At 45.0% G+C, this 22,903-nt stretch carries 22 protein-coding genes; 12 read left to right on the forward strand and 10 right to left on the reverse strand.

Going from position 1 to position 22,903, the window contains the following annotated elements; all coding sequences use genetic code 11:
• Nucleotides 1-12 precede the first annotated feature (12 nt).
• Nucleotides 13-564, reverse strand: coding sequence for a class I SAM-dependent methyltransferase (locus tag QGN29_RS07515; RefSeq protein WP_310797232.1), 552 nt, complete (start codon nucleotides 562-564; stop codon nucleotides 13-15).
• 130 nt (nucleotides 565-694) lie between these two features.
• On the reverse strand, nucleotides 695-3,358 hold the full coding sequence (gene ppdK, locus QGN29_RS07520) for a pyruvate, phosphate dikinase (protein ID WP_310797233.1): 2,664 nt from the start codon (nucleotides 3,356-3,358) through the stop codon (nucleotides 695-697).
• A 248-nt stretch (nucleotides 3,359-3,606) separates the two neighbouring features.
• Here ppdK and QGN29_RS07525 point away from each other — a divergent pair, with 248 nt between their 5' ends.
• Nucleotides 3,607-4,005 carry a DUF4399 domain-containing protein gene (locus QGN29_RS07525; protein ID WP_310797234.1) on the forward strand — a complete coding sequence of 133 codons (399 nt, stop codon included), beginning with the start codon at nucleotides 3,607-3,609 and terminating at the stop codon, nucleotides 4,003-4,005.
• A gap of 9 nt (nucleotides 4,006-4,014) precedes the next feature.
• Here the strand turns inward: QGN29_RS07525 and phaR are convergent, their stop codons facing one another.
• Entirely contained in the window at nucleotides 4,015-4,620 is a 606-nt protein-coding gene (phaR, locus tag QGN29_RS07530) for a polyhydroxyalkanoate synthesis repressor PhaR (RefSeq protein WP_310797235.1), read from the reverse strand.
• 152 nt (nucleotides 4,621-4,772) lie between these two features.
• Between phaR and QGN29_RS07535 the strand changes: the two genes are divergently transcribed.
• The 3 genes from QGN29_RS07535 to QGN29_RS07545 are packed head-to-tail and all read left to right on the forward strand — an operon-like array spanning nucleotide 4,773 to nucleotide 6,859.
• Nucleotides 4,773-4,946 carry a hypothetical protein gene (locus QGN29_RS07535; protein WP_310797236.1) on the forward strand — a complete coding sequence of 58 codons (174 nt, stop codon included), beginning with the start codon at nucleotides 4,773-4,775 and terminating at the stop codon, nucleotides 4,944-4,946.
• The gene (locus QGN29_RS07540) at nucleotides 4,939-6,150 is read left to right on the forward strand and encodes an alpha/beta fold hydrolase (RefSeq protein WP_310797237.1); all 1,212 of its coding nucleotides are present in this window, start codon (nucleotides 4,939-4,941) and stop codon (nucleotides 6,148-6,150) included. The genes QGN29_RS07535 and QGN29_RS07540 overlap by 8 nt, the downstream gene beginning before the upstream one ends.
• A complete protein-coding gene (locus QGN29_RS07545; RefSeq protein WP_310797238.1) occupies nucleotides 6,140-6,859 on the forward strand; it encodes a methyltransferase domain-containing protein in 720 nt (239 codons plus the stop codon). The genes QGN29_RS07540 and QGN29_RS07545 overlap by 11 nt, the downstream gene beginning before the upstream one ends.
• Here the strand turns inward: QGN29_RS07545 and QGN29_RS07550 are convergent.
• From QGN29_RS07550 to QGN29_RS07560, 3 genes are read right to left on the reverse strand one after another with little or no spacing between them, the layout of a single operon-like run.
• A complete protein-coding gene (locus QGN29_RS07550) occupies nucleotides 6,843-7,580 on the reverse strand; it encodes a carbon-nitrogen hydrolase family protein (protein ID WP_310797239.1) in 738 nt (245 codons plus the stop codon). The genes QGN29_RS07545 and QGN29_RS07550 overlap by 17 nt on opposite strands.
• A gap of 21 nt (nucleotides 7,581-7,601) precedes the next feature.
• Nucleotides 7,602-7,796 (reverse strand): helix-turn-helix transcriptional regulator, encoded by a 195-nt coding sequence (locus QGN29_RS07555; protein WP_310797240.1) that lies wholly within the window; start codon nucleotides 7,794-7,796, stop codon nucleotides 7,602-7,604.
• Nucleotides 7,797-7,807: 11 nt separating this feature from the next.
• Nucleotides 7,808-8,197 (reverse strand): hypothetical protein, encoded by a 390-nt coding sequence (locus tag QGN29_RS07560; RefSeq protein WP_310797241.1) that lies wholly within the window; start codon nucleotides 8,195-8,197, stop codon nucleotides 7,808-7,810.
• 233 nt (nucleotides 8,198-8,430) lie between these two features.
• Here QGN29_RS07560 and thiE point away from each other — a divergent pair, with 233 nt between their 5' ends.
• The gene (thiE, locus tag QGN29_RS07565; protein ID WP_310797242.1) at nucleotides 8,431-9,072 is read left to right on the forward strand and encodes a thiamine phosphate synthase; all 642 of its coding nucleotides are present in this window, start codon (nucleotides 8,431-8,433) and stop codon (nucleotides 9,070-9,072) included.
• Nucleotides 9,073-9,139: 67 nt separating this feature from the next.
• Here the strand turns inward: thiE and QGN29_RS07570 are convergent, their stop codons facing one another.
• From QGN29_RS07570 to QGN29_RS07585, 4 genes are all read right to left on the reverse strand, one after another.
• Nucleotides 9,140-9,697: a peroxiredoxin family protein gene (locus QGN29_RS07570; RefSeq protein ID WP_310797243.1), complete on the reverse strand. Its 558-nt coding sequence runs from the start codon at nucleotides 9,695-9,697 to the stop codon at nucleotides 9,140-9,142.
• Between the two features lie 124 nt (nucleotides 9,698-9,821).
• Complete coding sequence (locus tag QGN29_RS07575; RefSeq protein ID WP_310797244.1) at nucleotides 9,822-10,316, reverse strand: DoxX family protein; 495 nt, start codon at nucleotides 10,314-10,316, stop codon at nucleotides 9,822-9,824.
• A gap of 107 nt (nucleotides 10,317-10,423) precedes the next feature.
• The gene (locus QGN29_RS07580) at nucleotides 10,424-11,839 is read right to left on the reverse strand and encodes a protein adenylyltransferase SelO family protein (protein WP_310797245.1); all 1,416 of its coding nucleotides are present in this window, start codon (nucleotides 11,837-11,839) and stop codon (nucleotides 10,424-10,426) included.
• Complete coding sequence (locus tag QGN29_RS07585; RefSeq protein ID WP_310797246.1) at nucleotides 11,827-12,408, reverse strand: nitroreductase family protein; 582 nt, start codon at nucleotides 12,406-12,408, stop codon at nucleotides 11,827-11,829. The genes QGN29_RS07580 and QGN29_RS07585 overlap by 13 nt, the downstream gene beginning before the upstream one ends.
• Before the next feature lie 72 nt (nucleotides 12,409-12,480).
• Here QGN29_RS07585 and QGN29_RS07590 point away from each other — a divergent pair, with 72 nt between their 5' ends.
• The 7 genes from QGN29_RS07590 to QGN29_RS07620 all read left to right on the forward strand — a co-directional run bounded on the left by QGN29_RS07590 (nucleotide 12,481) and on the right by QGN29_RS07620 (nucleotide 22,846).
• Nucleotides 12,481-13,761 carry a PQQ-dependent sugar dehydrogenase gene (locus QGN29_RS07590; protein ID WP_310797247.1) on the forward strand — a complete coding sequence of 427 codons (1,281 nt, stop codon included), beginning with the start codon at nucleotides 12,481-12,483 and terminating at the stop codon, nucleotides 13,759-13,761.
• Nucleotides 13,754-14,131 (forward strand): c-type cytochrome, encoded by a 378-nt coding sequence (locus QGN29_RS07595; protein ID WP_310797248.1) that lies wholly within the window; start codon nucleotides 13,754-13,756, stop codon nucleotides 14,129-14,131. The genes QGN29_RS07590 and QGN29_RS07595 overlap by 8 nt, the downstream gene beginning before the upstream one ends.
• Nucleotides 14,097-16,100 carry a TonB-dependent receptor gene (locus tag QGN29_RS07600; RefSeq protein WP_310797249.1) on the forward strand — a complete coding sequence of 668 codons (2,004 nt, stop codon included), beginning with the start codon at nucleotides 14,097-14,099 and terminating at the stop codon, nucleotides 16,098-16,100. Before QGN29_RS07595 ends, QGN29_RS07600 begins: the two co-directional genes overlap by 35 nt.
• Nucleotides 16,101-16,225: 125 nt before the next feature.
• Nucleotides 16,226-18,238 (forward strand): sensor histidine kinase, encoded by a 2,013-nt coding sequence (locus QGN29_RS07605; protein ID WP_310797250.1) that lies wholly within the window; start codon nucleotides 16,226-16,228, stop codon nucleotides 18,236-18,238.
• A gap of 153 nt (nucleotides 18,239-18,391) precedes the next feature.
• Complete coding sequence (locus tag QGN29_RS07610; RefSeq protein ID WP_310797251.1) at nucleotides 18,392-19,936, forward strand: peptide MFS transporter; 1,545 nt, start codon at nucleotides 18,392-18,394, stop codon at nucleotides 19,934-19,936.
• Between the two features lie 151 nt (nucleotides 19,937-20,087).
• Nucleotides 20,088-21,518 (forward strand): amidohydrolase family protein, encoded by a 1,431-nt coding sequence (locus QGN29_RS07615; protein WP_310797252.1) that lies wholly within the window; start codon nucleotides 20,088-20,090, stop codon nucleotides 21,516-21,518.
• 11 nt (nucleotides 21,519-21,529) lie between these two features.
• Nucleotides 21,530-22,846: an amidohydrolase family protein gene (locus QGN29_RS07620; RefSeq protein WP_310797253.1), complete on the forward strand. Its 1,317-nt coding sequence runs from the start codon at nucleotides 21,530-21,532 to the stop codon at nucleotides 22,844-22,846.
• The last annotated feature ends 57 nt before the right edge of the window (nucleotides 22,847-22,903 follow it).

Raw genomic sequence — 22,903 nt, forward strand, 5'->3', positions numbered from 1 at the left:
AGCAAGGCCTCTCTATATTCTAGAGACCTTTGACAAAAAGACAACGTCCTGATCAATGATTTCTATTTTGAGGTCATAAATTGCGCTGATCCATTGGAAGGTTTTTTCACTATAGAAGGTGATATGCGTTGGATCATTTTTATAATGCCAAGTTTTAAAAGCGCTTTGATTGGTCAGTCGCTTGGTCATAACGGCGAGAATACCATCGTCGTTAAGGCAAGAGAAGAGCGTCTCTAAAACGGGTATAGGCTTCGCAATATGTTCAATCACTTCGGTCATGGTAATAAAATCATATTTTTGAAGCAAAGGGGCAGCAGAAGTGGCATAAAACTTATCATAGACTGCCATCCTATGGCCATGCTCCGTGAAAATTTTTGCCAAAACTGGATTGGGACCACAGCCAAAGTCAAGGCCAATTGAGTTGGGTGTTAATCGATCTAATATTGGTACAGCTGTGCGATTAAGAAATTTCCTATAGCCATTCGTGTCACTATTATCGTGGAGGTCATAGACGGTCTTTTCAGCGTGGGGATCTATATGGAATTGAGTTGGAACATAGACCAACGCGCAGTTAGAACACTCAATATAAGGCCTTTTCGTATCTTCGTAATAGAGATGCAGGTCAGCAGAAGCGCATAAAGGGCAGACCCTATTGGTCTGCCCTTTCTCTAATTTATGGATTGCTCGAGAGATGCTATTGTTCTCTTAAAGCAGCTTGTGCTGCGGCCAGACGCGCAATTGGTACACGGTACGGAGAGCAAGACACATAGTCTAGGCCCGTGCGATGGCAAAACTCGACAGAGGAAGGATCACCACCATGCTCGCCGCAAATGCCAAGTTTTAAGTCCGTTTTTGTCATACGGCCGCGTTCTGCACCAATCTCGACGAGTTCGCCCACCCCGTCTTGATCCAGAGACACAAAAGGATCTTGTTCAAAGATATTCTTCTTCACATATTCATCAAGGAATCGTGCGGCATCATCACGGCTAATTCCAATCGCTGTTTGAGTGAGATCATTGGTGCCGAATGAGAAGAAATCTGCACTTTCAGCAATCTTCCCTGCTTGAAGAGCTGCGCGAGGCAACTCAATCATTGTACCAACAAGATATTCTACTTTATTGCCTTTCTCTTTGAAGACATCTTCAGCAATGGCTTCTACGCGGTCTCTCAGGAGGCTAAGTTCATCTTTTGTGGCCACAAGGGGAATCATAATTTCAGGGATAACTGTGTCATCGCCTGCTTGATCTACGTCGATTGCAGCTTCAAAAATGGCCCTGGCCTGCATTTCATAAATTTCAGGATAGGTGATGCCAAGACGGCAGCCACGATGACCAAGCATTGGGTTGAATTCATGCAGTTCACTTGCACGTCTCTTCACAACATCGATGGGTTTGCCTATGGCCTCTGCAACTGCAGCGAAATCTTTTTCCTCATGAGGCATGAATTCGTGAAGCGGCGGATCTAAAAGTCTAATTGTCACAGGCAAACCATGCATGATTTTAAAGATCTCAGTAAAATCAGCACGCTGCATGGGCAGAAGTTTCTCCAAGGCTGTTCTACGGCCCTCTTCATTTTCACTTAAGATCATTTCGCGGACGGCGGTGATCCTCTCTCCTTCAAAGAACATATGTTCGGTTCGGCAAAGACCAATGCCTTCCGCTCCAAATTCACGGGCAGTGGTCGTATCGAGAGGCGTGTCAGCATTGGTTCTGACCTTCAAGGTTCTAGCGGCATCTGCCCATGTCATTAATTTGGCAAAGTCCCCAGCAAGCTCAGGCTTAAGGGTCGGTACTTCACCAATCATGACCTCACCAGAAGCGCCGTCGATAGTAATAATATCATGACGTTTAATTTCGCGGCCCATACAGACCATAGTGCCAGCTTTACTATCAATACGCAGCTGTCCTGCTCCAGAGACGCAGGGACGCCCCATGCCCCGTGCGACAACAGCGGCGTGAGATGTCATACCGCCACGCTGGGTTAAAATTCCGCGCGCGGCGTGCATGCCGTGAATGTCTTCGGGGCTGGTTTCGACACGGCATAAAATGACGTCCTTCCCTGCCTTTGAAAGTTCCTCTGCTTCGTCAGCTGTAAACACAGCCATGCCGCATGCAGCGCCTGGAGAGGCAGGTAAGCCTTTTGTGAGAATATCCCGCGGGGCATCCGGATCAAGAGTTGGATGTAAAAGCTGATCTAAGGCGGCAGGTTCAACACGCATCACCGCAGTTTTCTCATCAATGAGTCCTGCTTCTTGCATTTCAACAGCAATCTTAAGAGCTGCTTTTGCTGTTCTTTTGCCGGACCGTGTTTGCAGCATCCAAAGTTTGCCGCGCTGGACTGTAAATTCAATGTCTTGCATATCGAGATAATGGGTCTCTAATTTGTCAAAGACATCTGTCAGTTGACCGTAAACTTCCGGCATGCTTTCTTCCATCGATAAAGCTTTAGCCCCAGCATCTTCACGGCCCTTTTTGGTAAGATATTGAGGTGTCCTGATGCCTGCGACGACGTCTTCGCCTTGGGCGTTGATCAAATATTCTCCGTAATATTCATTCACACCAGTTGAGGGGTCACGAGTAAAAGCAACTCCTGTGGCGGATGTTTCGCCCATATTACCAAAGACCATGGCTTGAACGTTGACGGCGGTTCCCCATGAATCTGAAATATTGTGAAGTTTGCGATAAATTCGTGCGCGCTCAATTCTCCAACTTCCAAAAACAGCCGTAATGGCTCCCCATAATTGTTCCCATGGATCTTGTGGAAAAGGGCGTCCTAATTCTTCTTCAGTTTTTGCTTTGAAGGCCTCAGCAAGGTCTTGCCAATCTTTCTCGTCAAGATCTGTGTCAAGGTCCACACCCTTATCTTCTTTGTGGATCTCAATAAGGTCTTCGAAATGATAGTGATCAACACCGAGTACAACATCGCTATACATTTGAATGAAGCGTCGGTAGCTATCCCATGCGAATCTTTCATTACCGCTGGCGGTTGCAAGGCCTTTAACCGTCATGTCATTCAGTCCTAGGTTGAGAACTGTATCCATCATACCGGGCATCGAAACACGAGCACCAGACCTTACAGATACCAAAAGTGGGTTTACCGCATCCCCAAACTTAGCGCCCACGCTTGCTTCGATTTTTTCAATCGCGAGACGCACTTGGCCGTCTAAGTCTTCGGGATAGGATTGGCCATGGTCATAATACCATGTGCACATTTCCGTGGGAATTGTAAATCCTGGGGGAACAGGAAGACCTAAAGAAGACATTTCTGCTAGATTGGCGCCTTTGCCACCAAGCAAGTTTTTCATGTCAGCACGACCGTCTGCCGTACCATCACCGAAGCAGTATACCCATTGTGTCATGGTAAACCGAACTCCTATACGCACTCGCAAAAGCGAGCTATGTTGGGACCAAATCATTACTTAGTAATGAAACTGCCATCACCCTATTCAATCGTAAGATCAATTTCAACTGTTTCTCTAAAAAAATTGTGCACTGCAAAATACGAATGGCAGGGTTGCAAAATCATAATAGCAAATCTGAAGTTTGCTTGTATGAAGATTGATCTATATTAGAATGAAATCAGTATAATTTTGAAAAGGGGAGCATTATGCCAAAATTTCTATCGATTTTATGTCTTATGCTGGGCTCATTTGTTGCTCAAGCCGACGATGCTAAAGTCTATTTTATCGAGCCAAAAGATGGGGCTGTGGTAAAGGGACCTGTGAAAATTCTTTTTGGGCTAAAAGGCATGGGAGTCGCCCCGGCCGGCACAGATAAACCAGGGACGGGTCACCATCATTTGATTGTTAATGCTCCTTTGCCAGAAATGCTGTATAGTATCCCGGCTGATGAAAACCATATTCACTTCGGCGGCGGACAGACTGAAACTGTACTTTATTTAAAGCCAGGCAAGCACACTCTTCAACTCTTATTAGGCGATCTGAATCACATCCCTCATAAGAAGCCTGTCTTTTCAAAAGTCATCACCATCACAGTGACTGAATAATTTTTGGGATTATTGACCAAGTTTAGAAATTTGGTCCTGAAGAGCTGCTAATTGACTTTGTAGGGCAGAGATTTGCTCTGACTGTGGGTCATGCTCAGCTTTTTCTTGAGGCTTGCTTTCTTCTTCTGGTGCCGCCGCTTTCTGGGGCTGTTTATTCATGTTACCCGCAAAGAATTTCATGCCCTCTTGCATCATCGCCATATTTTGTTTGGTCATTTCTTCAAACATTTTCATAGGCTCTGGCTGTGAAAATTGTTCTTGAATTTTTTGCTGGTTGGCCATGAAAGTTTCTAGGCTAGCTTGAAGATAGTTCGGAACAAATTGCTGCATGCCTTCGCCGTAAAGACTGATCAATTGTTTAAGAAAACTAACAGGCAGCATATTTTCTGATCCACTGTCTTTGCTTTCTTTGTCAAAGATAATCTGAGCAAGAACAGAACGTGTGATTTCATCACCACTTTTTGCATCAACAACGACAAAGTCTCGGTCTTCTTTGACGAGCTCTGCAAGGTGATCAAGTGTGACGTAACTGCTTGTGTCCGTATTATACAACCGTCTGTTTGCATATTTCTTAATAATGATAGGACCATCAGTCTCTGTTTTCTTGCGTGCCATACTACTCTCCAAACCAAAAGCTATAGGGAGACTATACGCTGATTTTTTGCACTGCCGCAACATTTTTTGTGCAGTTGCGTTGATCTGGATAGACGTTTCTTTTTGCACGGACAAATAAAATCATTACACTAGGGACATGAGGAGAAAGCCTGATGGCTGAAAAAGACCAGAAAACCAACGATACACAGAAGAAGGCTGAAATGTTTCTTGAGCTTTGGCGCTTAAATCTATCTCTATGGGCGCATGAAAATCCAGAGTCAGTTCAAGCCATTTTGATGGAAAAAGGGATCGCAATGACAAATCTCATGGAGAAGAAGGGTGACTAGTGACTCGCTTAACCCTCTTTCGCCTCTCTCCCTCCACATGGCCAATACAATGGCTCTCTGGTCATCAGCCCCGTTGGCAGCCATGCATTTGATGATAGGAAGTTTACCTGTACATCCAAAATTGACAGCTCTTTTTGATGAGCTAAAGTCGACCCTTGACCCTAAGGATATGGTGGCATTTCAACTGTCGACTGCTCTGCAAAGTCGAGAGCGCACAGAAGCTTTTCTAAAGGGGGTTGAGGCTTATCAATCCTATTCATATGAAAGACAAAAGGCAGAGCGGACACTTTTCTTTCAAAAAGGAGCGATGCAAGTCTATGATTATGGCGGACAGGGGGACCCAATCGTTCTAGTCCCTTCGCTGATTAATCCTGCGTATATATTAGATTTAATGCCAGGGCGAAGCCTTGTGGAATATTTAACATCAAGGGAGCATAGAATCTTATTGGTAGATTGGGGATGTCCTTCTGATCTTGAGAAGTCATTTTGTGTAGATGATTATATCACTGAATTGCTTGTGCCACTTGTTGAAGAATTTAAGGAAGGCTGTCATATCCTCGGCTATTGCATGGGAGGCACTCTAGCAACGGGACTTACTGTTCTGAAAGCAGAAAAAATTAAGTCGCTTTCTTTGTTAGCTGCGCCTTGGGATTTCCATGCAGAGCAAGATCATCCCGCATTTCTACAAGCCCAAAAGTTATCCGCTGTTATCCAAAAGATGCCTCAGACAGATTTCCTTGATTTTACAATTCTGCAAACATATTTTGCCAGCCTTGATCCAACACTGAGTGATAAGAAATTTCGTGATTTTGCAGAGACAACTCCCGGCAGTTTTGAGGCTGAGTTCTTTGTCGCAATGGAGATTTGGGCAAATAGTGGTGCCCCACTTACCATGCCGGTTGCCGAGCAGGCCATGGTTCAGTGGTATAAACATAATTTCACCGGCAAAGGGACTTGGCAGATTGACGGCCAGGTCATCGCACCTCACACCATAAAATGCCCTGTCTTTGCCGTCTGTCCCGAGAGAGATCGACTTGTGCCTCCCGAATCAGCCCTCTCTCTTGCTCAGGCCATTCCGGAAGCCATTCTCCATAATCCCAAAGCGGGGCATGTGGGTATGGTCGTTGGGAGTAAGGCAGAAAAGAATTTATTTGCCCCTCTTCATAGATGGTATCAGGCACTAGGAAATTCCTATGAGACCTGATGTATCCTCCCTTAAGCTTTTTTACAATCGACCTATTGGGCGCGGTGTCGCTGCTTGCCTTAGTCAGAAGATTAGCACCCATTGGTCGTCTATCTCTTCTTTGGATGTGATGGGAATAGGATATCCTCTCCCTGTAATGGATAATTTACTTGCGAGCGGTGCAGACCTTTTTGCTCTCATGCCAGGCGGGCAGGGCGCCGCTGTTTGGCCTGATGAGAAGCATGGACGGTCTATTCTGATCGATGAGTATCACCTTCCTTTTGAGGACGGGTCTATTGATAGAATATTTTTGATGCATGCAATCGAATATGCTCACCAACCTGCGGCTTTCTTGCGAGAATGTTGGCGCGTTCTAAAACCAGGTGGTCGCCTTTTAGTGTTGGTTCCCAATCGTCGACGAGCGTGGTCTGCGCTCGAGCATACTCCATTTGGTCAAGGAACACCGTATAGTAGCAGGCAAATGCAAAAGCAGCTTGAAGACCAACTCTTATATCCAGTCCACGTGAGTTCAGCTTTAATGATGCCGCCTTTTATGTTACCAGGCATTGAAAAAATGATGAAGGTGAGCGAGTTGGCTTTGAGAGGAAGTTTTGAAATGTTAGGTGGTTTATTATTCATCGAAGCGGAGAAGCGCGTCTATAGCCGTTTAACCCCCCCACCAAAACGTCAGGGGGTTCGTGTGCTGTCTGGTGTTAGTCCTCGAGTTTAAGAAGTGAAGCTTTCCACATGTCATTCACTTTCTCTGCTAAGACTAATCCTTTTTCAACGCCCTTAAATTGCGCTAAACACTTGCCTTGATACCATGCACCACTTTGTCCAGCAGTCACAGCGGTGGATGCATCGGCCGCCGAATTTGCCATGATTACCAACTGAGTATAGTCATGAGAATATGCGCTCAGCATCTCGCTCTCTATATCTATGACTTTTGGGCTAAGAAATACACTGGCGGCATAAATTGTGCTCTTCTCTACAGCACAGCAAGCAATATGCTCAGGATGGGTAATGTCTGCGCAGATTGCATGGCCGATCTTTTCTCCGTTATGCGGCGTGACGACATGATGCTCTCCAAAATCAAAGACATCTTTCTCGGCGCCATGAAGGTGGATTTTTTTATAGATTAGAAAGTCATTGTTGGGGAGGATTATCAAATTTGCTAGGAAAAGGCCATCACTGTGCCGGAGGGGCAAGCCGAGGCTGATTGTTAGTTGGCATTCCTGGGCAATCTTATAAAGCGGCTGTAAACGCGAGTCTTTAGGAGCGAAAGCCATTTCGCTTGCAAGGTCAAGTTCATAGCCTGTGAGGGAGAGTTCAGGGTAGAGTATATAAGAGGCCCCATGGTCAGCAGCTTTCTGTGCGACCCTTGTGTGCGAGAGGATGGTCTTTTCTACATCCCCTCGCACTGATCCAAATTGAGCTGCGGCTATTTTCATAAGGCCTCTCTCTTTTGATGGTTAGTCTCGATCGTTGAATATTTCTTCAATCGGTTTACCAAAGGCACGAGCCAGTTTAAAGGCTAAAGGCAAACTGGGGTCGTATTTCCCTTTTTCTAGGGCGTTAATCGTTTGTCTTGACACACCTAGCTTGATGCCTAGATCGCTTTGTGTCCACTTCAATTCGGTTCTCAGATCCTTAATGATATTTTCCATAATTTTCGCCTCTAGTTATAAGCGCGTGAACGCAGCCCTGAACCAATGCCGTAACCGGCTAATAAGAGGGGGAGTACCATGATTGATGGAAATTCTGGCAAGCCTATATTAGTAAATAAACTCCAAGTGAAAGTCAGTCCAGCTGTGAAGCATGCACTGATGAAAACCCCTTCCAAATGGATACGACGCAGCATTTCATCCATTGCCATCACGCCTTTATAACTTTCATAGAGTGCCAAAAATGTGAAGATGGCGGGCAGGGCGACAAGCCCTACAAAGATAGGATCGTTGTGCAGATCCTTTTTTAAGGAGGCCATGATCAGTATGGAGATGACGTAAGCGGCCATATAGATAAAAAACCGGATCATATGTTTTTTAGAAATCGGTGGAAGTTTATGCATTTTATTTTCCTTTCTGTCGATTGTCGGGCGTTTTTTGCTCGGTCACTTGAATATAGCATGTAAAGCGCACTTTACATGTCAAGCATCCTTTACATAGAGTGTCTTTCTTTTTATGTCAAGTACCCTTTACAAATTTAGACGGCAAGAAATTTAAAACAGTTTAAGAGAAGGATGGTCTTTTTCATTTTAGCTCGTTATAAAAAGAGAATGATCAATTTATTTGGAAGATGAAGATGTCAGAGATAGACCCATGCCAACTATATTTATTATCGCCGCCGCAAATAGAGTCAGCTGAAGACTTTGCCGTTACTTTAGATAGTGTATTCTCTTCGGGGGATGTCGCTTGTTTTCAACTTCGGCTTAAAGAGGCTTCTGAGGATCATCTTATTCAAGTGGCAAATGCAATTCGTCCCGTGTGTATCAGTCATGATGTTGCTTTCATTCTGAATGATTCTGCTGAGCTCGCAAAACAAGTGGATGCTGACGGTGTTCATTTAGGTCAATCAGACGGAAGCGTAGAAGAGGCTCGCACGTTATTGGGGTACGACAAGAGTATTGGTGTGACATGCCATGATAGTCGACATCTTGCTTTTGAAGCAGGTGATAAGGGTGCAGACTATGTTGCCTTCGGCACATTTTTTGATAGTCCTACAAAAGCCAGTGACTACCGTCCAGAACTTGATATTTTAACGGGGTGGGATGAAGCTACGGAAATTCCAAGCGTGGCAATTGGCGGAATAACAGTCGATAATTGTCAACAACTTGCGAAAGCCGGCGCGCATTTCGTGGCCGTTTCTAGTGGTGTTTGGTCCTATCCAGAAGGGCCGGAGGCTGCGGTCAAAGCTTTCAATGCCCAACTGAAAGCGGATCTCTAATCATCCAATTTTATGCAGAATATAAAAAAGGCTCCTGAGGGAGCCTTTTCTTGTTTGGATTCTTATTTTAAAGTGCGCTTAGAATTTCTTCGACAGCGGGTCTTTTGCGATAGCTTTTTTCAAAAAGTTTCGCCTTTACAATCCCGTTAGTATCAATCACGAGAACCATGGGGTAAGGGACACCGTAGAAACGGCTTTTGCCTTTATACTCAGGGTTTTTAAGCTTTAATGCGTCAATAACTTTAGAGCCTGTATCTGAAAGTAGTGGGAAGTTAATGGACCATTTTTTCGTGAACATATCTAAAGTCTTCACACTGTCGTAACTAACCGCAGCCAGTGAGTAGCCTTTGTCTTGAATTTGCTTATTTGCATGTAACTGTAAATCGATCAGTTGCATCTGGCAGTAGGGGCACCAGTCAGCGGATCGGAAAAATACAAGGACAGTTCCTTTGCTGCCTTGCAAGGATTTAAGAGACTGTTCAGTACCCGTTTGATCTTTAAGGCTAATAAGGGCTGATATTTCTTTTCCAACTTCTGGTCCAACCATATCCGGTGCATCAGCAGCGTTAGCCAAGGCTGTCATTGAGAAGGCCATCAACAAAACAATCGATAGTATTTTTTTCATTTTAAACTCCATATCTCGATTAATTGAGCACTCGATACACCATTCCTGTCACATTGTAAAAATCACAAACTTGTTAGATGGCAGACTTGTCTCGTAAAGCTGAACAAAGAGGTCACCGAGCTCTCTATGTAAACTTTCTACGCAGCAACGTATCTATGGATTGGTCATTGCCACCTCTTAGGATAAAACTGGTGGTCACAGCAGCCCATAGTATCGGATATTCAAACCCACCATTTGTCCAGAAAAAACCCGCATCTAAATGTATGGTCGATGCCACAAGTAAGAGAATTGTTGCCCCTAATGCTGATACGCGTGTGAACAGCCCTACGGCAAGAGCAATGCCCGCAAAAAATTCGATAAAACCTACACTGAAGGCAATCGTCAGACCTTCTGAAAAACCAAGTTGATTTTCGAAAAATAGGCCTGTGGCTTCCAAGCCGGCACCGCCAAACCAACCAAACAATTTTTGTGCGCCGTGGGGAACTAGAAATAATCCTGCAATAAAGCGTGTCATTGTTTCAGCAGATAGAGCAAGGGTAGTGTTGGCTGGTTTTCCAATAAGAAATTGGGCAATGGGTGTGGTATTTGCTGAGAAAGTGGATTTTGATTTTTGTGTCATTAGAGCTGTCCTCATGTCCGTGTTAAATAATTGAGGATAGATATAATGTTTCTTCATATGTTTTTATAGACAAGAAAATATTTCCATAGAGTTTCAAATCTTGAAACTTACTTGAGAGCCTCTCCCATGGATCGAATAGCCTTGATTTTCTTTTCGAAGGGACCCCAATCATCTCTTTCATCAATGTGTGACCAGAGCGATTCCACTTCATCAATGAGCATAGAGCAGGCATCTTTTTGAGAAAAGTAAGGCGTGTCTAGAGCCGTTTTTTTATGGGGGCTATAATTGTTTAATCCTTGCTTAATTGAAGAGAAGGCGTCTTCTGAGTATAGGGCACAAAGAGGGCTATCTGAAGCTCGCTGCTCGCTAATTCCACCGCCATGCCAATCAAAAAAGACTTGATCAAAAGGGGCTTCAGAAGCGACCATCCACCCTAAGAACTCATTCAAAAACTCATCATCTTCTTTATCATTCTTGGCCTGCAGACCTAAGCGTTTGAGATAGGCTTGTCGCATAAAGGGTGTCAAATGAGTTTGCCAGTCGTCAAGGATACCTTTTATATCTTCATGAGGAGCAATGTCTGAAAAGGCACCGCCCAGTTGATAGAGGTCCCAATGAATGGCTTGGGGCTGGCGGCCGTAGGCATAGAGACCCGTGCGATCGAAATATGCTGCTGTAAAGCCAGGGTCAAGTGTAGGGAGGAACCGCCATGGCCCATAGTCAAAATTCTCACCAGTTATATTGATATTATCGGTATTCAAAACGCCGTGGACAAAGCCAGCGGCTAAAATCGAGGCCGTTAACTGAGCGGTCGCTTTGCTAACAGCTTCAAGAAGAAGGCAAGCATTCTGTGCCGAATCTTGAGAAGGCTGAATACCAAAGTAAGTCTCGAGACTATAGTCTATTAGTTTTTCAAGCAGGGTGTGCTGGCTGAGATAGGCCAGCCGTTGAAAGGTTCCAATGCGAAGATGTGAATGAGACAGCCTAACAAGGACACTTGACCGGGTTGGCGAGGGCTCGTCTCCCCGAGTGAGGCTTTCACCTGTCTCGATCAGGCTAAAACTTTTGCTGGTGTTCACACCAAGAGCTTCAAGCATTTCTGTAGCTAAAATTTCTCTGACGCCGCCTTTTAACGTCAAACGCCCATCACCGTCTCGGCTATAGGGTGTCACACCGCTTCCTTTTGTGCCAAGATCTAGAAGGCGATCATTCTCATCACGCATTTGTGCAAAGAGAAATCCTCTCCCATCGCCAAGATCGGGATTGTAATGACGAAATTGGTGGCCGTGATACCTGAGCGCCTGCGGCTGCTCAAGGTTATTGGGAAGAGGATGGAATTTGCCGAAATAGTTTATCCATTTTTCATTGCTAAGGTGGTCAAGGCCAATGGTTTTCGCGGCCTTGTCATTGCGCCATCTCAGAATATGCTTTGGGAAAGTTGCAGCATGCACTGAATCTCCAAACCCCTCACCTAAGGTTAGATAGCGAGGGTCAGGCGAATAGTATTTTCCTAAATCTTCCAAGAGACGATCTCATCAAGGAGGGGGCGGGGCCGTTCTGTTGGCTGCCGGTCTTGGCTGCCAAGGAAGATAAATCCAGCTACTTTCTCCTGCTCGTTTAATCCTAAACCTGAAGCCACAGTTGGGCTAAAAGCAGCCCACCCTGTTAACCATTGACCCACATAGCCTAGAGCATGGGTGGCAACTAATAAATTCATTATTGAGGCACCCGTAGAGAGTTCTTGCTCCCAGGCTGGAATCGGACGTTTGTCGGATAAGCTATGGATTGCCACGATGCAAATGGGGGCTTGCATGCCATAGTCGCGCATTTTTTCCCTGACAGAATCGCTGACATCTTTTTCAACTTCAAGAGCATGTGCAATGATATCCCCCAATTTCTTGCGATCATCTTCCAAAAGGGCAATATAGCGCCACGGCGCTAACTTGCCGTGATCGGGGACACGGGCAGCTGCTGTAAGGATGATCTCAAGCTCATCTATTGAAGGGCCAGGGCCTGTCATGTCTTTCGTTTTTACAGAACGACGGTTGAGTAATAATTCTATAGTTTCAGGATTTGCTTTGTTGAAAGACATAACTATCTCTTGCCAGTTGAATGATAAGTCGCATATTACATAGGAACTTTTAGTCATTAGGGGAAGAGAACAATGAAAAAACTTTTTGCTGTTGCTGCTATTGTCACTGCCGCTACAAGTTTGAGCGCTCATGATTATGCCATGAAGGGCGTAGACCTCTCTAAGGCCGTACCAGAGGCAGGAATGCGTCTGGCCAAGGGGTTTACTGCTCAAGTTTTTGCTGATGAAGTGGGCCGGGTTCGGCATATTGTTGCCCATGAAAGTGGATGGATCTATGCCTCGCTTGCTCGTCCGCAAGAAGGAAAAGGCATGATCGCCCTTAAAGATACAGATGGAGACGGTAAGGCAGACAAAAAAATATATTTTGCTGAGGGCCTCTATGGAACAGGGTTGGCTCTGGACGGAGACAAGCTTTATTACGGTGCTGATCAACGGGTTATTCGCTACACTTTAGTAGACGGAGAAGTGAAAGATAAAGGCGAGGTGATCGTCGATGGCTTCTCACTCAACAGACAACATGATGCAAAATCCCTGACCCTTGATGGTAAAGGTGGTCTTTATATTAATTTCGGCGTGCCTTCTAATAACTGTATGGAAAAAAGTCGCACGAAGGGGTCTCCGGGGCAAATGCCTTGTAAAATTCTAGAAAGCTACGGGGGCGTTTGGAAATTTGATGCTGATAAATTGAATCAGACACAACAGGACGGTATGCTTTATTCTACGGGTCACCGCAATGCGGTCGCGTTGGAATGGAACATGAAGGCCGATGATTTATACTTGGTTAATCATGGGCGTGATCAGCTTTTTAGCTTTTTTCCAGATCTTTATTCTCGTGAGGAAAGCGCTGAATTACCCTCTGAAGAATTCCATAGAGTGAAGAAAGGCGATAATCTAGGCTGGCCTTATAGCTATTATGATCACCGGAAGGGGGCGCGCATCAAAAACCCTGAATACGGCGGAACAGGGAAAGAAGTTGTGACTGATGCTAAAAAGCCTATTGTCGGGTTTCCTGGGCATTGGGCGCCTAATGATATTTTATTCCCTTCTGAGAAATCGGGCCTTCCTACTGGTGCTCTGATCGCTTTTCATGGATCCTGGAATAGAGGGTCGGCGCAGCGGGGGTACCGGATTGTTTTTGTGCCGCTTTCTGCAAAGGGGGATGTACAAGGCCAGTGGATTACTTTTGCAGATGGATTTGCTAACCCATCTGGAACAGGTGAAGCAGTAAACCAAGTATCCTCTAGTCGAAATGCTAAGCATCGTCCCATGGGGCTTGCTGAAGGCATAGACGGCAGTTTATATGTTACCAGTTTGATGAGTGGTGGTCGCATATGGAAAGTAAGTCATGAATAAAATTTGCATCCTCATAATAACAGGTATTGTCGCTGCTTTACCGGCAGTGGCAGATGGTAAAAAAACATATAGAGAGCATTGTTCCGTCTGCCATATGGAAGACGGAGGCGGTGTTCCCATGATGCAACCTGAATTGATAAACTCTCCCATCGTGAATGGGGAAAAAAATATATTAATAGACATGCTTTTCTTTGGCTCTGAGTCGAAATATGCTCCCGGGGAGAGTATGAATTTAATGGCTGGTTTCCAGCACTTAAAGGATAAAGAAATTGCAGATCTTCTCACGTATATTCGACAAAACTTTGACAACAAAGCCTCAAAAATCAACGGTGCTGATGTTACTCAGTACCGTCAGTCTCTTAAGCGTTAATGCCCCCGTCCAGTCTCAAACAGATGCAGAAGTTTCGGATCTTAAGGAGATTCAGGTTATCGGCCGCGTTTTTGACCTAAAGACGGTTGCTACTCGTGTGGATGTGCGTGTGGATCAGATGAAGGGAGCGGCGCTTGACCAACATCTTTCCCAGATAGCAGGATTGAAGCTTTTCCGCCGTGCAGATAGTTTTACAGCTCATCCCACTACGCAAGGGCTATCCCTTAGGGGTATTGGGGCTAATGCTGCGGGTCGAGTTCTTGTGACCCTTGACGGTATGCCGCTTAATGACCCATTCGGGGGATGGTTATATTGGTCAGCTTATAATCCGGCTCAAATAGCCTCTGTTGCCGTCGTAAAAGGAGGAAGTGTCGGGCAATTTGCTTCTTCTGGTCTCTCAGGCCAAGTAAGGTTGAATAGCAGGTCTCTTGATGGCGGACACCTCTCTGCTTCCTTCGGTTCACAAGGCAGGCAGGCGCTCTCCCTCGCTTATGGCAAAGGAGATCGTCTACAGCTATCGGCTGGTTGGCATAAAGGCGACGGCAGATATTTGCTCGATGAAAGTCAAAGAGGGGGAGTGGATATCAAGACAGCATTTGAAAATAAGCATGTCTCGCTCAGCCTAGGGCAAAAGCTAGAAATGGGCGAGGTGGGGCTTACATATCGCTATTTCGAGGAAGAGAGAGTGAATGGCATATCAACTTCGACCAATAGCACACAGGCTCATGATTTATCTATGAGGGGCGCATTTGAATTTGGAGGAGATACGCTTGAATATATCCAGTGGTATAAAAAGCGTGACTTGGTGAACAGTTTTGGATCTGTAAGAGATGAAAGCCGCTCGATCGAGCGCATTGCTCTCGATCAATATGATATGCCTGCGTGGGGACTTGGTGGCTTCTTTCGTTATGTGTCTGGGCCTCTTGAATTCGGCGCCGATTATCAGCGCCTCAGTGGTGAAACCAATGAAAATTTTAGAAATTTGGGTGCCGGCTTTACACGCGAGCGTCGTGCAGGCGGAGACCAACTCTTGTTGGGGGGCTATTCACGACTGCATTTTGAAGAAGAAAAATACATGATAATGGTGACGGGCCGTATGGATAGCTATAAAGTGTTCAACGGTGGCCGGTATGAATTTAATGTATCCGATAATAGTTCTGTGAGAGATGAAAATTATGATCAGATCAGTGATACAATCTTTAGCGGCGGTATCTCAGCTACTTATGGAAGAAATTGGCAAGTAACCTTCGGTGCCAATAAGTCATGGCGCTTACCTACGCTAAATGAGTATTATAGACCATTTCGGGTAGGTAATGATATTACAGAGGCCAATGGAGCCCTAAAACCTGAAAAACTATATACCCTGGAAGCAGGTTTGCGTTACACTGGAAATGTGTCATTTGGCTTGAATTTTTATACGGCTTTATTGAAGGATGGGGTTGGCAACATAACCATAGGTTTTGGACCTGGATTTTATCCTTTAGGGGGATTTGTCCCTTCGGGAGGTGTGCTAAGACAACGCTCGAATATTGATGAAATGGTCACTAAAGGCATCGAAATGAATGTAAGTGCAACGCAGGGTAGTTGGCGTTTTGCGCTGGATTATCTCTTTGCTGATAATGAAATTACAGCCTTTGATAACAACCCTGATTTGGTTGGCAAGCGATCCATTCAGACGCCCAAACATTCTGTGACACTCTCAACGGAATATGATTTTAGTAAAGGCATTATTAGTGCAGAAGGCCGGTATTCCGGCGCGATGTTTGATGATGACATGAATGCACGCAGTCTTGCTGACGTTTTAACCTTCAATCTTGGGGCAACCTATGAAGTGAACGACGCAGTTCATCTGCATCTTACTGCTCATAACATCTTTGATAGCAAAGTCATTTCTGCCGTGTCTGCAACGGGGCTAGAAACCCTCGCTCAGGGAAGATCTGTCGTATTATCAGTAGGCTATGCCTTTTAACGGATTGAAATTCCTATTTTGAAATGAAAAATACACCGATAAGCTTTGATTTTCTTGTCATAGGTTAAAGAGTGGACTAGGTCTTTAATCTGAAATGGGAATGATAATGCTCGAGAGGTGAGTGTGTGGCTAGGTTTGTTGTATTATGCGTATGGATGATTTACTCTTTGGGAGGAACTTATTCTTCCGCGTTTGCAGAAGGTGTCAGAGACCCTGATTTATATTGTTATAAAAACTCTGTGAAGCCACTCAATGAGTTTATCACTTATTCACGATCAAAAAGGGCTGCCCCCTCCTTTGAGGATGTTTTGTCTGGCACAGTTGCTTTAAGGCCTATGGATCGCGATGCCATTCATTTTGGCACGACCAATGATGTTTTTTGGTTCCATTTATCCCTTGAAAACTGTGAAGCCCGTGCTGAAGATTATATGCTTTTAACTCACAACGTTCGTCTTGCTGAACTTGTGATTTATAAAACAACTAACCCAGAAAAAAGCATTCTGTTTGATACCAATACGAAGGGGGCAACAGTTGCAATCCTTAAAAAATACGGCACGATAGCCACGCCTTTTAGTCTTGGTGCCGGTGAGAAGGTTGATTTCTATTTCAAGGTCAAGGCCCACAATGCCATGTCCTTTCCTGTGGAAATTCAATACGAAAACGAATTTGCATATCGTCAGGGTAAAGAGAAGGCGATACTGAGTGCGATCATAGCGGCCATTATCTCTTTGATCGCCTTCAATGCCTTAATGTTTGTTTTCACTCGCATGCAGGTTTTTTCTTTCTACGTCTTAATAGAACTTGCCTCCCTTGGCTACCTTCTTCATCACATTGGTTGGACGACAGCAAATTTATGGGGCGACGGGCCTTTTGACCATTTAGGTGCGGGATTGCTCTCAGTCTTGGCAACCATGATGATTGTGCAGTTTAACCGCTACTATTTTGAGACGAGAAAGAAAGCTCTTCTTTTGGATAGAGTGTTGAGATTTTTCGTCTGGGCCATGGGGCTTTGGTGTGTTGCTAAAATATTGACCATGTTTGGTGATTTCATTGCTCCTGTCGTGCTGAATTATTATGCTTATATTTTTGCCTATCCGAGCTTTTTTGTGGTGCTTGGGGCTGCGGTTTATTTTTCATTTTGGAAACGGCAGAAAACAACATTGAATAAAATTGCGAGTTATCTAATTTTGACAGCTTGGGTGGTTTTGGTTGGCAATATCATGATCATTGGCCTGCGCGCCAATAGCATTTTACCTGATGCAGGTGTGTCCCCTGCAATAGAATTTGGGTATGCGGTATTAATAGAAGCCGTACTTGTTTCGCTTGCTTTGGCTATCCGTATTAAAACTCTTTATAATGAACGCGAGAAATTAAGTGTGCAAAGTTTAGAATTAATTCGCCGCGAACAAAAATTGTTGACAGAGCGTGAGCTTGCAAATCAATCAGCGATTGAGACTGGGAAGCTAATCCTATCGGTTGGTCATGATAGTCAGCAAATGCTTGCGGCCATAAGAAATTATTCAGACATTCTTATACGAGACAAAAACTTAGAGAAAGTAAAAGTGATCGGGCAAGCGATGAAAGACAGCTCGCTAATCCTAATGGATATTCTTCGGAATGCTATGAATGCGGGGGATAGACGGTCGATCGCCTTGGAAGTTCAACCCGAAGAATTTGATGCCCGAAGTACATTTGATGCCTTGAATTTGATTTACAAGCAAATTGTAAGGGAAAATAATAATCAGTTATCTTTTAAAGGGGCTGATGTCGTTTTGAAGACAGATCGAGTGGTTCTGATGCGGATTATTGGAAACTTTATTAGTAATGCCACAAAATATACACAGGATGGAAAAATACTTGTTACATGCAGAAAACGCAAGAATGCTATTGCTCTTGAAGTCTGGGATACTGGGTGTGGCATGTCGGAAAATGAATTGAAGTCGTTCTTAAATGCCACGTTTAAACTTCGCAGTGTGGCAGACCAAGAAAAATATAAAGGCACGGGGGTAGGCCTGCAAGTTTGTCTTGAGCTTGCTGAAAAAATTGACGGGGATATCCAGTTTTTTAGTCAGCAAAACAAGGGGACACGAGCTGTCCTCCTAATACCGGCCAAACACAATGTCGAACGCCTTGGATAGAAGCCTGTCAAAGATTTTTACTTGTCCTATAGACTAGGAATGTGCATTCTGACCACTTTCAGAATCACTAAGATGACTTAGGATTCGAGAGAGGCGCGGGGGGCGCCGCGGTTTTAGCCGCACATATTGCAGAAATTAACATAAAGGATCGTCATGACTGAACAAGCCATCGACAAAACTGGATCTCAGGAACGGGAGTTTCTTGGGCATCCAATTGGACTGACTGTCTGCTTTTTAACAGAGATGTGGGAACGATTTTCATACTATGGGATGCGTGCACTTCTCATCCTGTTCCTAACAAAGCATTTTCTTTTTTCAGCTGGGGAAGCTAGCTTAATTTATGGTGCCTATACAGGTCTGGTGTATATGCTGCCGGTGCTGGGGGGGTATCTAGCTGATAAATATCTCGGCAGTAGGAAGGCCGTAACATATGGAGCACTGTTGCTGGTGCTCGGACATCTTTCACTTGCCTTTGAGGGGCCGCAAGCTGTGTTGAACGGCGATATGGTGGAACGATCGGAAATGCATGTTTCTATCTTCTTCCTTTCTCTTGCTTTAATTATTACTGGTGTCGGCTTCTTGAAAGCGAATATCTCAACAATTGTCGGGGCCCTATACGGACCGAATGACCCACGTCGCGATGGTGGTTTCTCTATTTTTTATATGGGCATTAACTTAGGGTCTTTGCTTGCAACTTTCTTCGTTGCTGGTATTGGAGAAATATATGGATGGGGTTACGGCTTTGGTTTGGCCGGTATTGGGATGCTTCTTGGGCTCCTCGTTTTCTGGAAATATCAACATCTTCTTGAAGGCCGCGCTGATCCGCCAGATCCAGAGGCATTAAAGAAGCCTGTTTTTGCAGGTTTGAGTACAGAAGTGATTATCTATCTTGGGGGCGTCGTTGCTGTTCTTGTGATGTGGTGGCTTGTGCAAAATCAAAAAATGGTTGGTTCCCTTCTTGGTGCATCCGGTGTGCTTATGGTCATGGTCGTCATGGTCTATGGGTTTACAAAGTGTACGCAAATTGAGCGTGAGCGGTTGATAGTTGCCACAATTTTAATCGTCTTCCAGACCGTTTTTTGGGCACTTTTTGAGCAGCAAGGGTCAAGTTTGACTTTGCTGGCTGATCAGCAGTTTAATAGAGATCTTGGCCTTTTAGAGGTGACTGCTGCACAGGTTCAAACCATGAACCCTCTGTTTATTGTTATTCTTGCGCCGCTGTTCGCTTGGTTCTGGTTGAAGTTGTCACAGAAGGGGCTTGAACCTTCTACACCAGCTAAATTCGGTATTGCTATGTGTTTAGTGGGCATTGGATATATCCTCTTCTCTTATGGCCTCGGTCTTACCGATGGTCCTGGCAAAAGCTTCTTCTGGCTCTTTGTGATTTATCTGTTTATGACGATGGCAGAGCTATGTCTTAGCCCTGTAGGCCTCTCGATGATCACTAAGCTTTCTGTGGCCCGTCTTGTGGGAATGATGATGGGAATGTGGTTCCTCTTCACGGCCTTTGCGAATTTTGTCGCCGGATTCCTTTCAAGTTTAACAGGAACAAGTAGTCACGGTGCAAACTCCGCTCAGCTTGATGTGGGAGCAACTATTGACCTCTTTAATTCGATTGGCATGGTTGCGATTGGTATTGGTATTATCCTCTTTATCCTAACACCTATGATGAAGAAATGGATGCACGGCGTCCATTAAAGTGTTATTATATAACATTAATTTTATTAAAAAGGGCTGTTTATGGCCCTTTTTTTCTTGACGAAATGACTTATTTTGTCAGTCTGTACATGACTGTGAAGAGTGGACATGTAAGGCTCTGCTCTCACCATATTCTCAGAGGGGACTATCAATGAAAAAACAGTTAACATTCGGCAAACGGATGGGCCGTTTCGCATTAAAGCCTGTGATGGCTGTTGCTCTAGCGCTAGGCGCAGGGCAGGTTACCGCAGTGCAAGCTGGTGATAAAGGAGCGTGGAAATCCACCTATAAGCCAATGGCAAGCAAAACCACATTCATAACAAATGTGAATGTCTATGATGGAAAAGGCGGCGAGCAACTGAATGTGAATGTTGGCTTGCGCAATGGTAAGATCTTTTATGTGGGGTCTGGCAAAGGGCCAGCAGTGGCTTATGATGTTACCATAGATGGTAAGGATCGCTGGTTGACGCCAGGTATTATCGATGTGCATTCTCATCTTGGTGTCTATCCAAGTCCAAGTACTGGGTCTCACTCTGATGGCAATGAAATTGGGGAGCCGGTTACAGCCGATGTGTGGGCCGAACATGGTATCTGGCCGCAGGATGCAGGCTTTGCAGCAGCAGCAGCAGGCGGTATTACAGCCCTACAAATTCTCCCGGGATCAGCAAATTTGATAGGGGGCCGGACGGTTACTTTGAAGAATGTCTATGGTCGCATGCATCAGGATATGAAATTCCCTGGCGCACCGCACGGGGTTAAGTTTGCATGTGGCGAAAACCCTAAACGGGTGTATGGGCGCGGTAATAATCCTGTGAGTAAACGTCCGTACACACGCATGGGTAACATTGCTGGTTTCCGCCAAGCTTTTGCTGATGCAACGCATTATAAAGCAGAATGGGATCAATATGAGGCTGATACGAAAGCCGGTAAAAATGTTCCTGCTCCAGCGCGTGACTTGAAAATGGATACGTTAAAGTCAATCATTGAAGGTGATATTTTGGTGCATAACCATTGTTACCGTGCGGATGATATGGGTAGTATGCTTGATGTAGCAAAAGAGTTCGGTTTCAAAATTGGTACTTTCCACCATGCTGTAGAGAGTTACAAAATTGCTGATCGTTTGAAAGAAGCGGGAACCTGCTCTGCCATGTGGGCAGACTGGGGGATGTTCAAAATGGAGGCTTTTGATAGCATCCGCGAGAATATCCCATTTGTGCATAAGGCGGGTGCCTGTGCCATTGTTCATTCAGATGATGATCTCGGTATTCAGCGTCTTAATCAAGAAGCAGCTAAGTCTTTAGCAGACGCTCACAAAGTTGGTGTGAAGATTACCAAAGCTGAAGCTTGGACATGGTTGTCGCTCAATCCCGCTAAATCATTGGGTATTGATAAGGTTACCGGGACGCTTGAAACAGGGAAAAACGCAGATGTTGTTCTGTGGTCAAAGAATCCGTTTAGTGTCTATGCCGTTGCAGATATGACTTTTGTTGATGGCGCCGTAACATGGGATATTAATGATAAATCGAAACAGCCAATTGCAGACTTTGAATTAGGGACTGTTGGCGAAGAGAGCAGTAAGTAGGGAGACGACAGATGAAATTAGTAAAATCAATCGTAGCAGCCACACTCGCTGTTTCTGGAATTCTTGCAGGACCTGCAGGATCACTAAGTGCCGAAGATATAGCTGTTGTTGGCGGTAAAACTCATACAATGGGATCAGACGGCATCGTAGAAAATGCGACAGTATTGATCAAGGACGGCAAAATTGTATCTGTCACTGCCGGTGGTGCAGTCCCTGAGGGATACCGTGTCATTGATGCGAAGGGTAAAATCGTTACACCAGGCTTGATGAACCCAGCCACAACGTTGGGTCTCAATTATGTGCCGTCTTGGGCGGACAATAATGATGCCAGCTTCTCGAAGGGTAAGATCACAACAGGACTTGATGTCACTTGGGCACTAAATCCAGATAATGTACGCATTCCTATCGCCCGTGTTGAAGGGTTAACAAGAGCCGTGACAGGCTTTACATCAGCGTATCCATTTTCTGGACAAGGCGCTGTTATTCACTTGAATGGGGATGACTTGGTGTCTCGCTCAAAAGCCTATATTCGTCTGAATGTTACAGGCCGTACTGCTGGCAGCACGGGAGGCAGTCGCGCGGCACTTTGGCAGACAGTCGTGGATACATTATCGAAAGCTCAAAAGTCTCTTCCAAAAGAAGAGATGAAAGCCGATAAGAAAAGAAAGAAGAAGAAAAAGAAAAAAGGGGCTAAAGCAGCTGCTCCCAAGAAAGCTGATGCAAACACCAAAGCTCTGCACGGTGTTTTAAAAGGGGAGACAACCCTTGTTGTTCAAGCTCATGAAAAACACGATATTCTTCGTGCCCTCAAGATCAAGAAGATGTTTGACCTTAAGAAAATGGTTATATATGGCGCATCAGAAGCATGGCGCGTTGCGGATCAACTGGTTAAAGCCGACGTGAGTGTTGTTATTCGCGTGCATGATAACTTACCGAGCAGCTTTGAGCGTCTCGGTGCGACACTGAAAAACGGTGCTCGCCTTTCAAAAGCGGGTGTTAAAGTTATGTTTACTGGGAACGGCGGAGATAATTTCCGCTTAATGCCTCAGCATGCGGGGAATGCCGTTGCCAACGGCATGTCATGGGAAGAAGCCATGAAAGGTATGACTGTTTATCCAGCAGAAGTTTACGGTATCTCTGATCGTTATGGGACACTTTCCGCAGGTATGGATGCGGACGTTGTTGTCTGGAACGGTGATCCTCTTGAAGTGATGACAAGCCCTGATGCCATTCTCATTCGGGGCGAGCAAGTTAGTTTAACTTCACGTCAAACTAAATTACGCGATCGCTATAAAGAGTTAGTGGCGAACCCTGCTTACCGAAAATAAATGTCTGATCTATTGTCAGATCTTAGCAAGCCGGGAATCCCGGCTTGCTTTTTTTGT

The organism is Temperatibacter marinus (assembly GCF_031598375.1).
In the GTDB taxonomy this organism is placed as follows: Bacteria; Pseudomonadota; Alphaproteobacteria; order Sphingomonadales; family Kordiimonadaceae; genus Temperatibacter; species Temperatibacter marinus.

Excerpts from the sequence above, each read along its gene's own strand:
- QGN29_RS07615 (WP_310797252.1), top strand. The coding sequence starts at position 20,088 with ATGAAAAAACAGTTAACATTCGGCAAACGGATGGGCCGTTTCGCATTA.
- QGN29_RS07620 (WP_310797253.1), top strand. The coding sequence starts at position 21,530 with ATGAAATTAGTAAAATCAATCGTAGCAGCCACACTCGCTGTTTCTGGA.
- QGN29_RS07575 (WP_310797244.1), bottom strand. The coding sequence starts at position 10,316 with ATGACACAAAAATCAAAATCCACTTTCTCAGCAAATACCACACCCATT.
- QGN29_RS07545 (WP_310797238.1), top strand. The coding sequence starts at position 6,140 with ATGAGACCTGATGTATCCTCCCTTAAGCTTTTTTACAATCGACCTATT.
- phaR (WP_310797235.1), bottom strand. The coding sequence starts at position 4,620 with ATGGCACGCAAGAAAACAGAGACTGATGGTCCTATCATTATTAAGAAA.
- QGN29_RS07535 (WP_310797236.1), top strand. The coding sequence starts at position 4,773 with ATGGCTGAAAAAGACCAGAAAACCAACGATACACAGAAGAAGGCTGAA.
- QGN29_RS07590 (WP_310797247.1), top strand. The coding sequence starts at position 12,481 with ATGAAAAAACTTTTTGCTGTTGCTGCTATTGTCACTGCCGCTACAAGT.
- QGN29_RS07525 (WP_310797234.1), top strand. The coding sequence starts at position 3,607 with ATGCCAAAATTTCTATCGATTTTATGTCTTATGCTGGGCTCATTTGTT.
- QGN29_RS07570 (WP_310797243.1), bottom strand. The coding sequence starts at position 9,697 with ATGAAAAAAATACTATCGATTGTTTTGTTGATGGCCTTCTCAATGACA.
- QGN29_RS07595 (WP_310797248.1), top strand. The coding sequence starts at position 13,754 with ATGAATAAAATTTGCATCCTCATAATAACAGGTATTGTCGCTGCTTTA.
- QGN29_RS07550 (WP_310797239.1), bottom strand. The coding sequence starts at position 7,580 with ATGAAAATAGCCGCAGCTCAATTTGGATCAGTGCGAGGGGATGTAGAA.
- QGN29_RS07610 (WP_310797251.1), top strand. The coding sequence starts at position 18,392 with ATGACTGAACAAGCCATCGACAAAACTGGATCTCAGGAACGGGAGTTT.
- QGN29_RS07555 (WP_310797240.1), bottom strand. The coding sequence starts at position 7,796 with ATGGAAAATATCATTAAGGATCTGAGAACCGAATTGAAGTGGACACAA.
- ppdK (WP_310797233.1), bottom strand. The coding sequence starts at position 3,358 with ATGACACAATGGGTATACTGCTTCGGTGATGGTACGGCAGACGGTCGT.
- QGN29_RS07600 (WP_310797249.1), top strand. The coding sequence starts at position 14,097 with ATGTTACTCAGTACCGTCAGTCTCTTAAGCGTTAATGCCCCCGTCCAG.
- QGN29_RS07560 (WP_310797241.1), bottom strand. The coding sequence starts at position 8,197 with ATGCATAAACTTCCACCGATTTCTAAAAAACATATGATCCGGTTTTTT.
- QGN29_RS07585 (WP_310797246.1), bottom strand. The coding sequence starts at position 12,408 with ATGTCTTTCAACAAAGCAAATCCTGAAACTATAGAATTATTACTCAAC.
- thiE (WP_310797242.1), top strand. The coding sequence starts at position 8,431 with ATGTCAGAGATAGACCCATGCCAACTATATTTATTATCGCCGCCGCAA.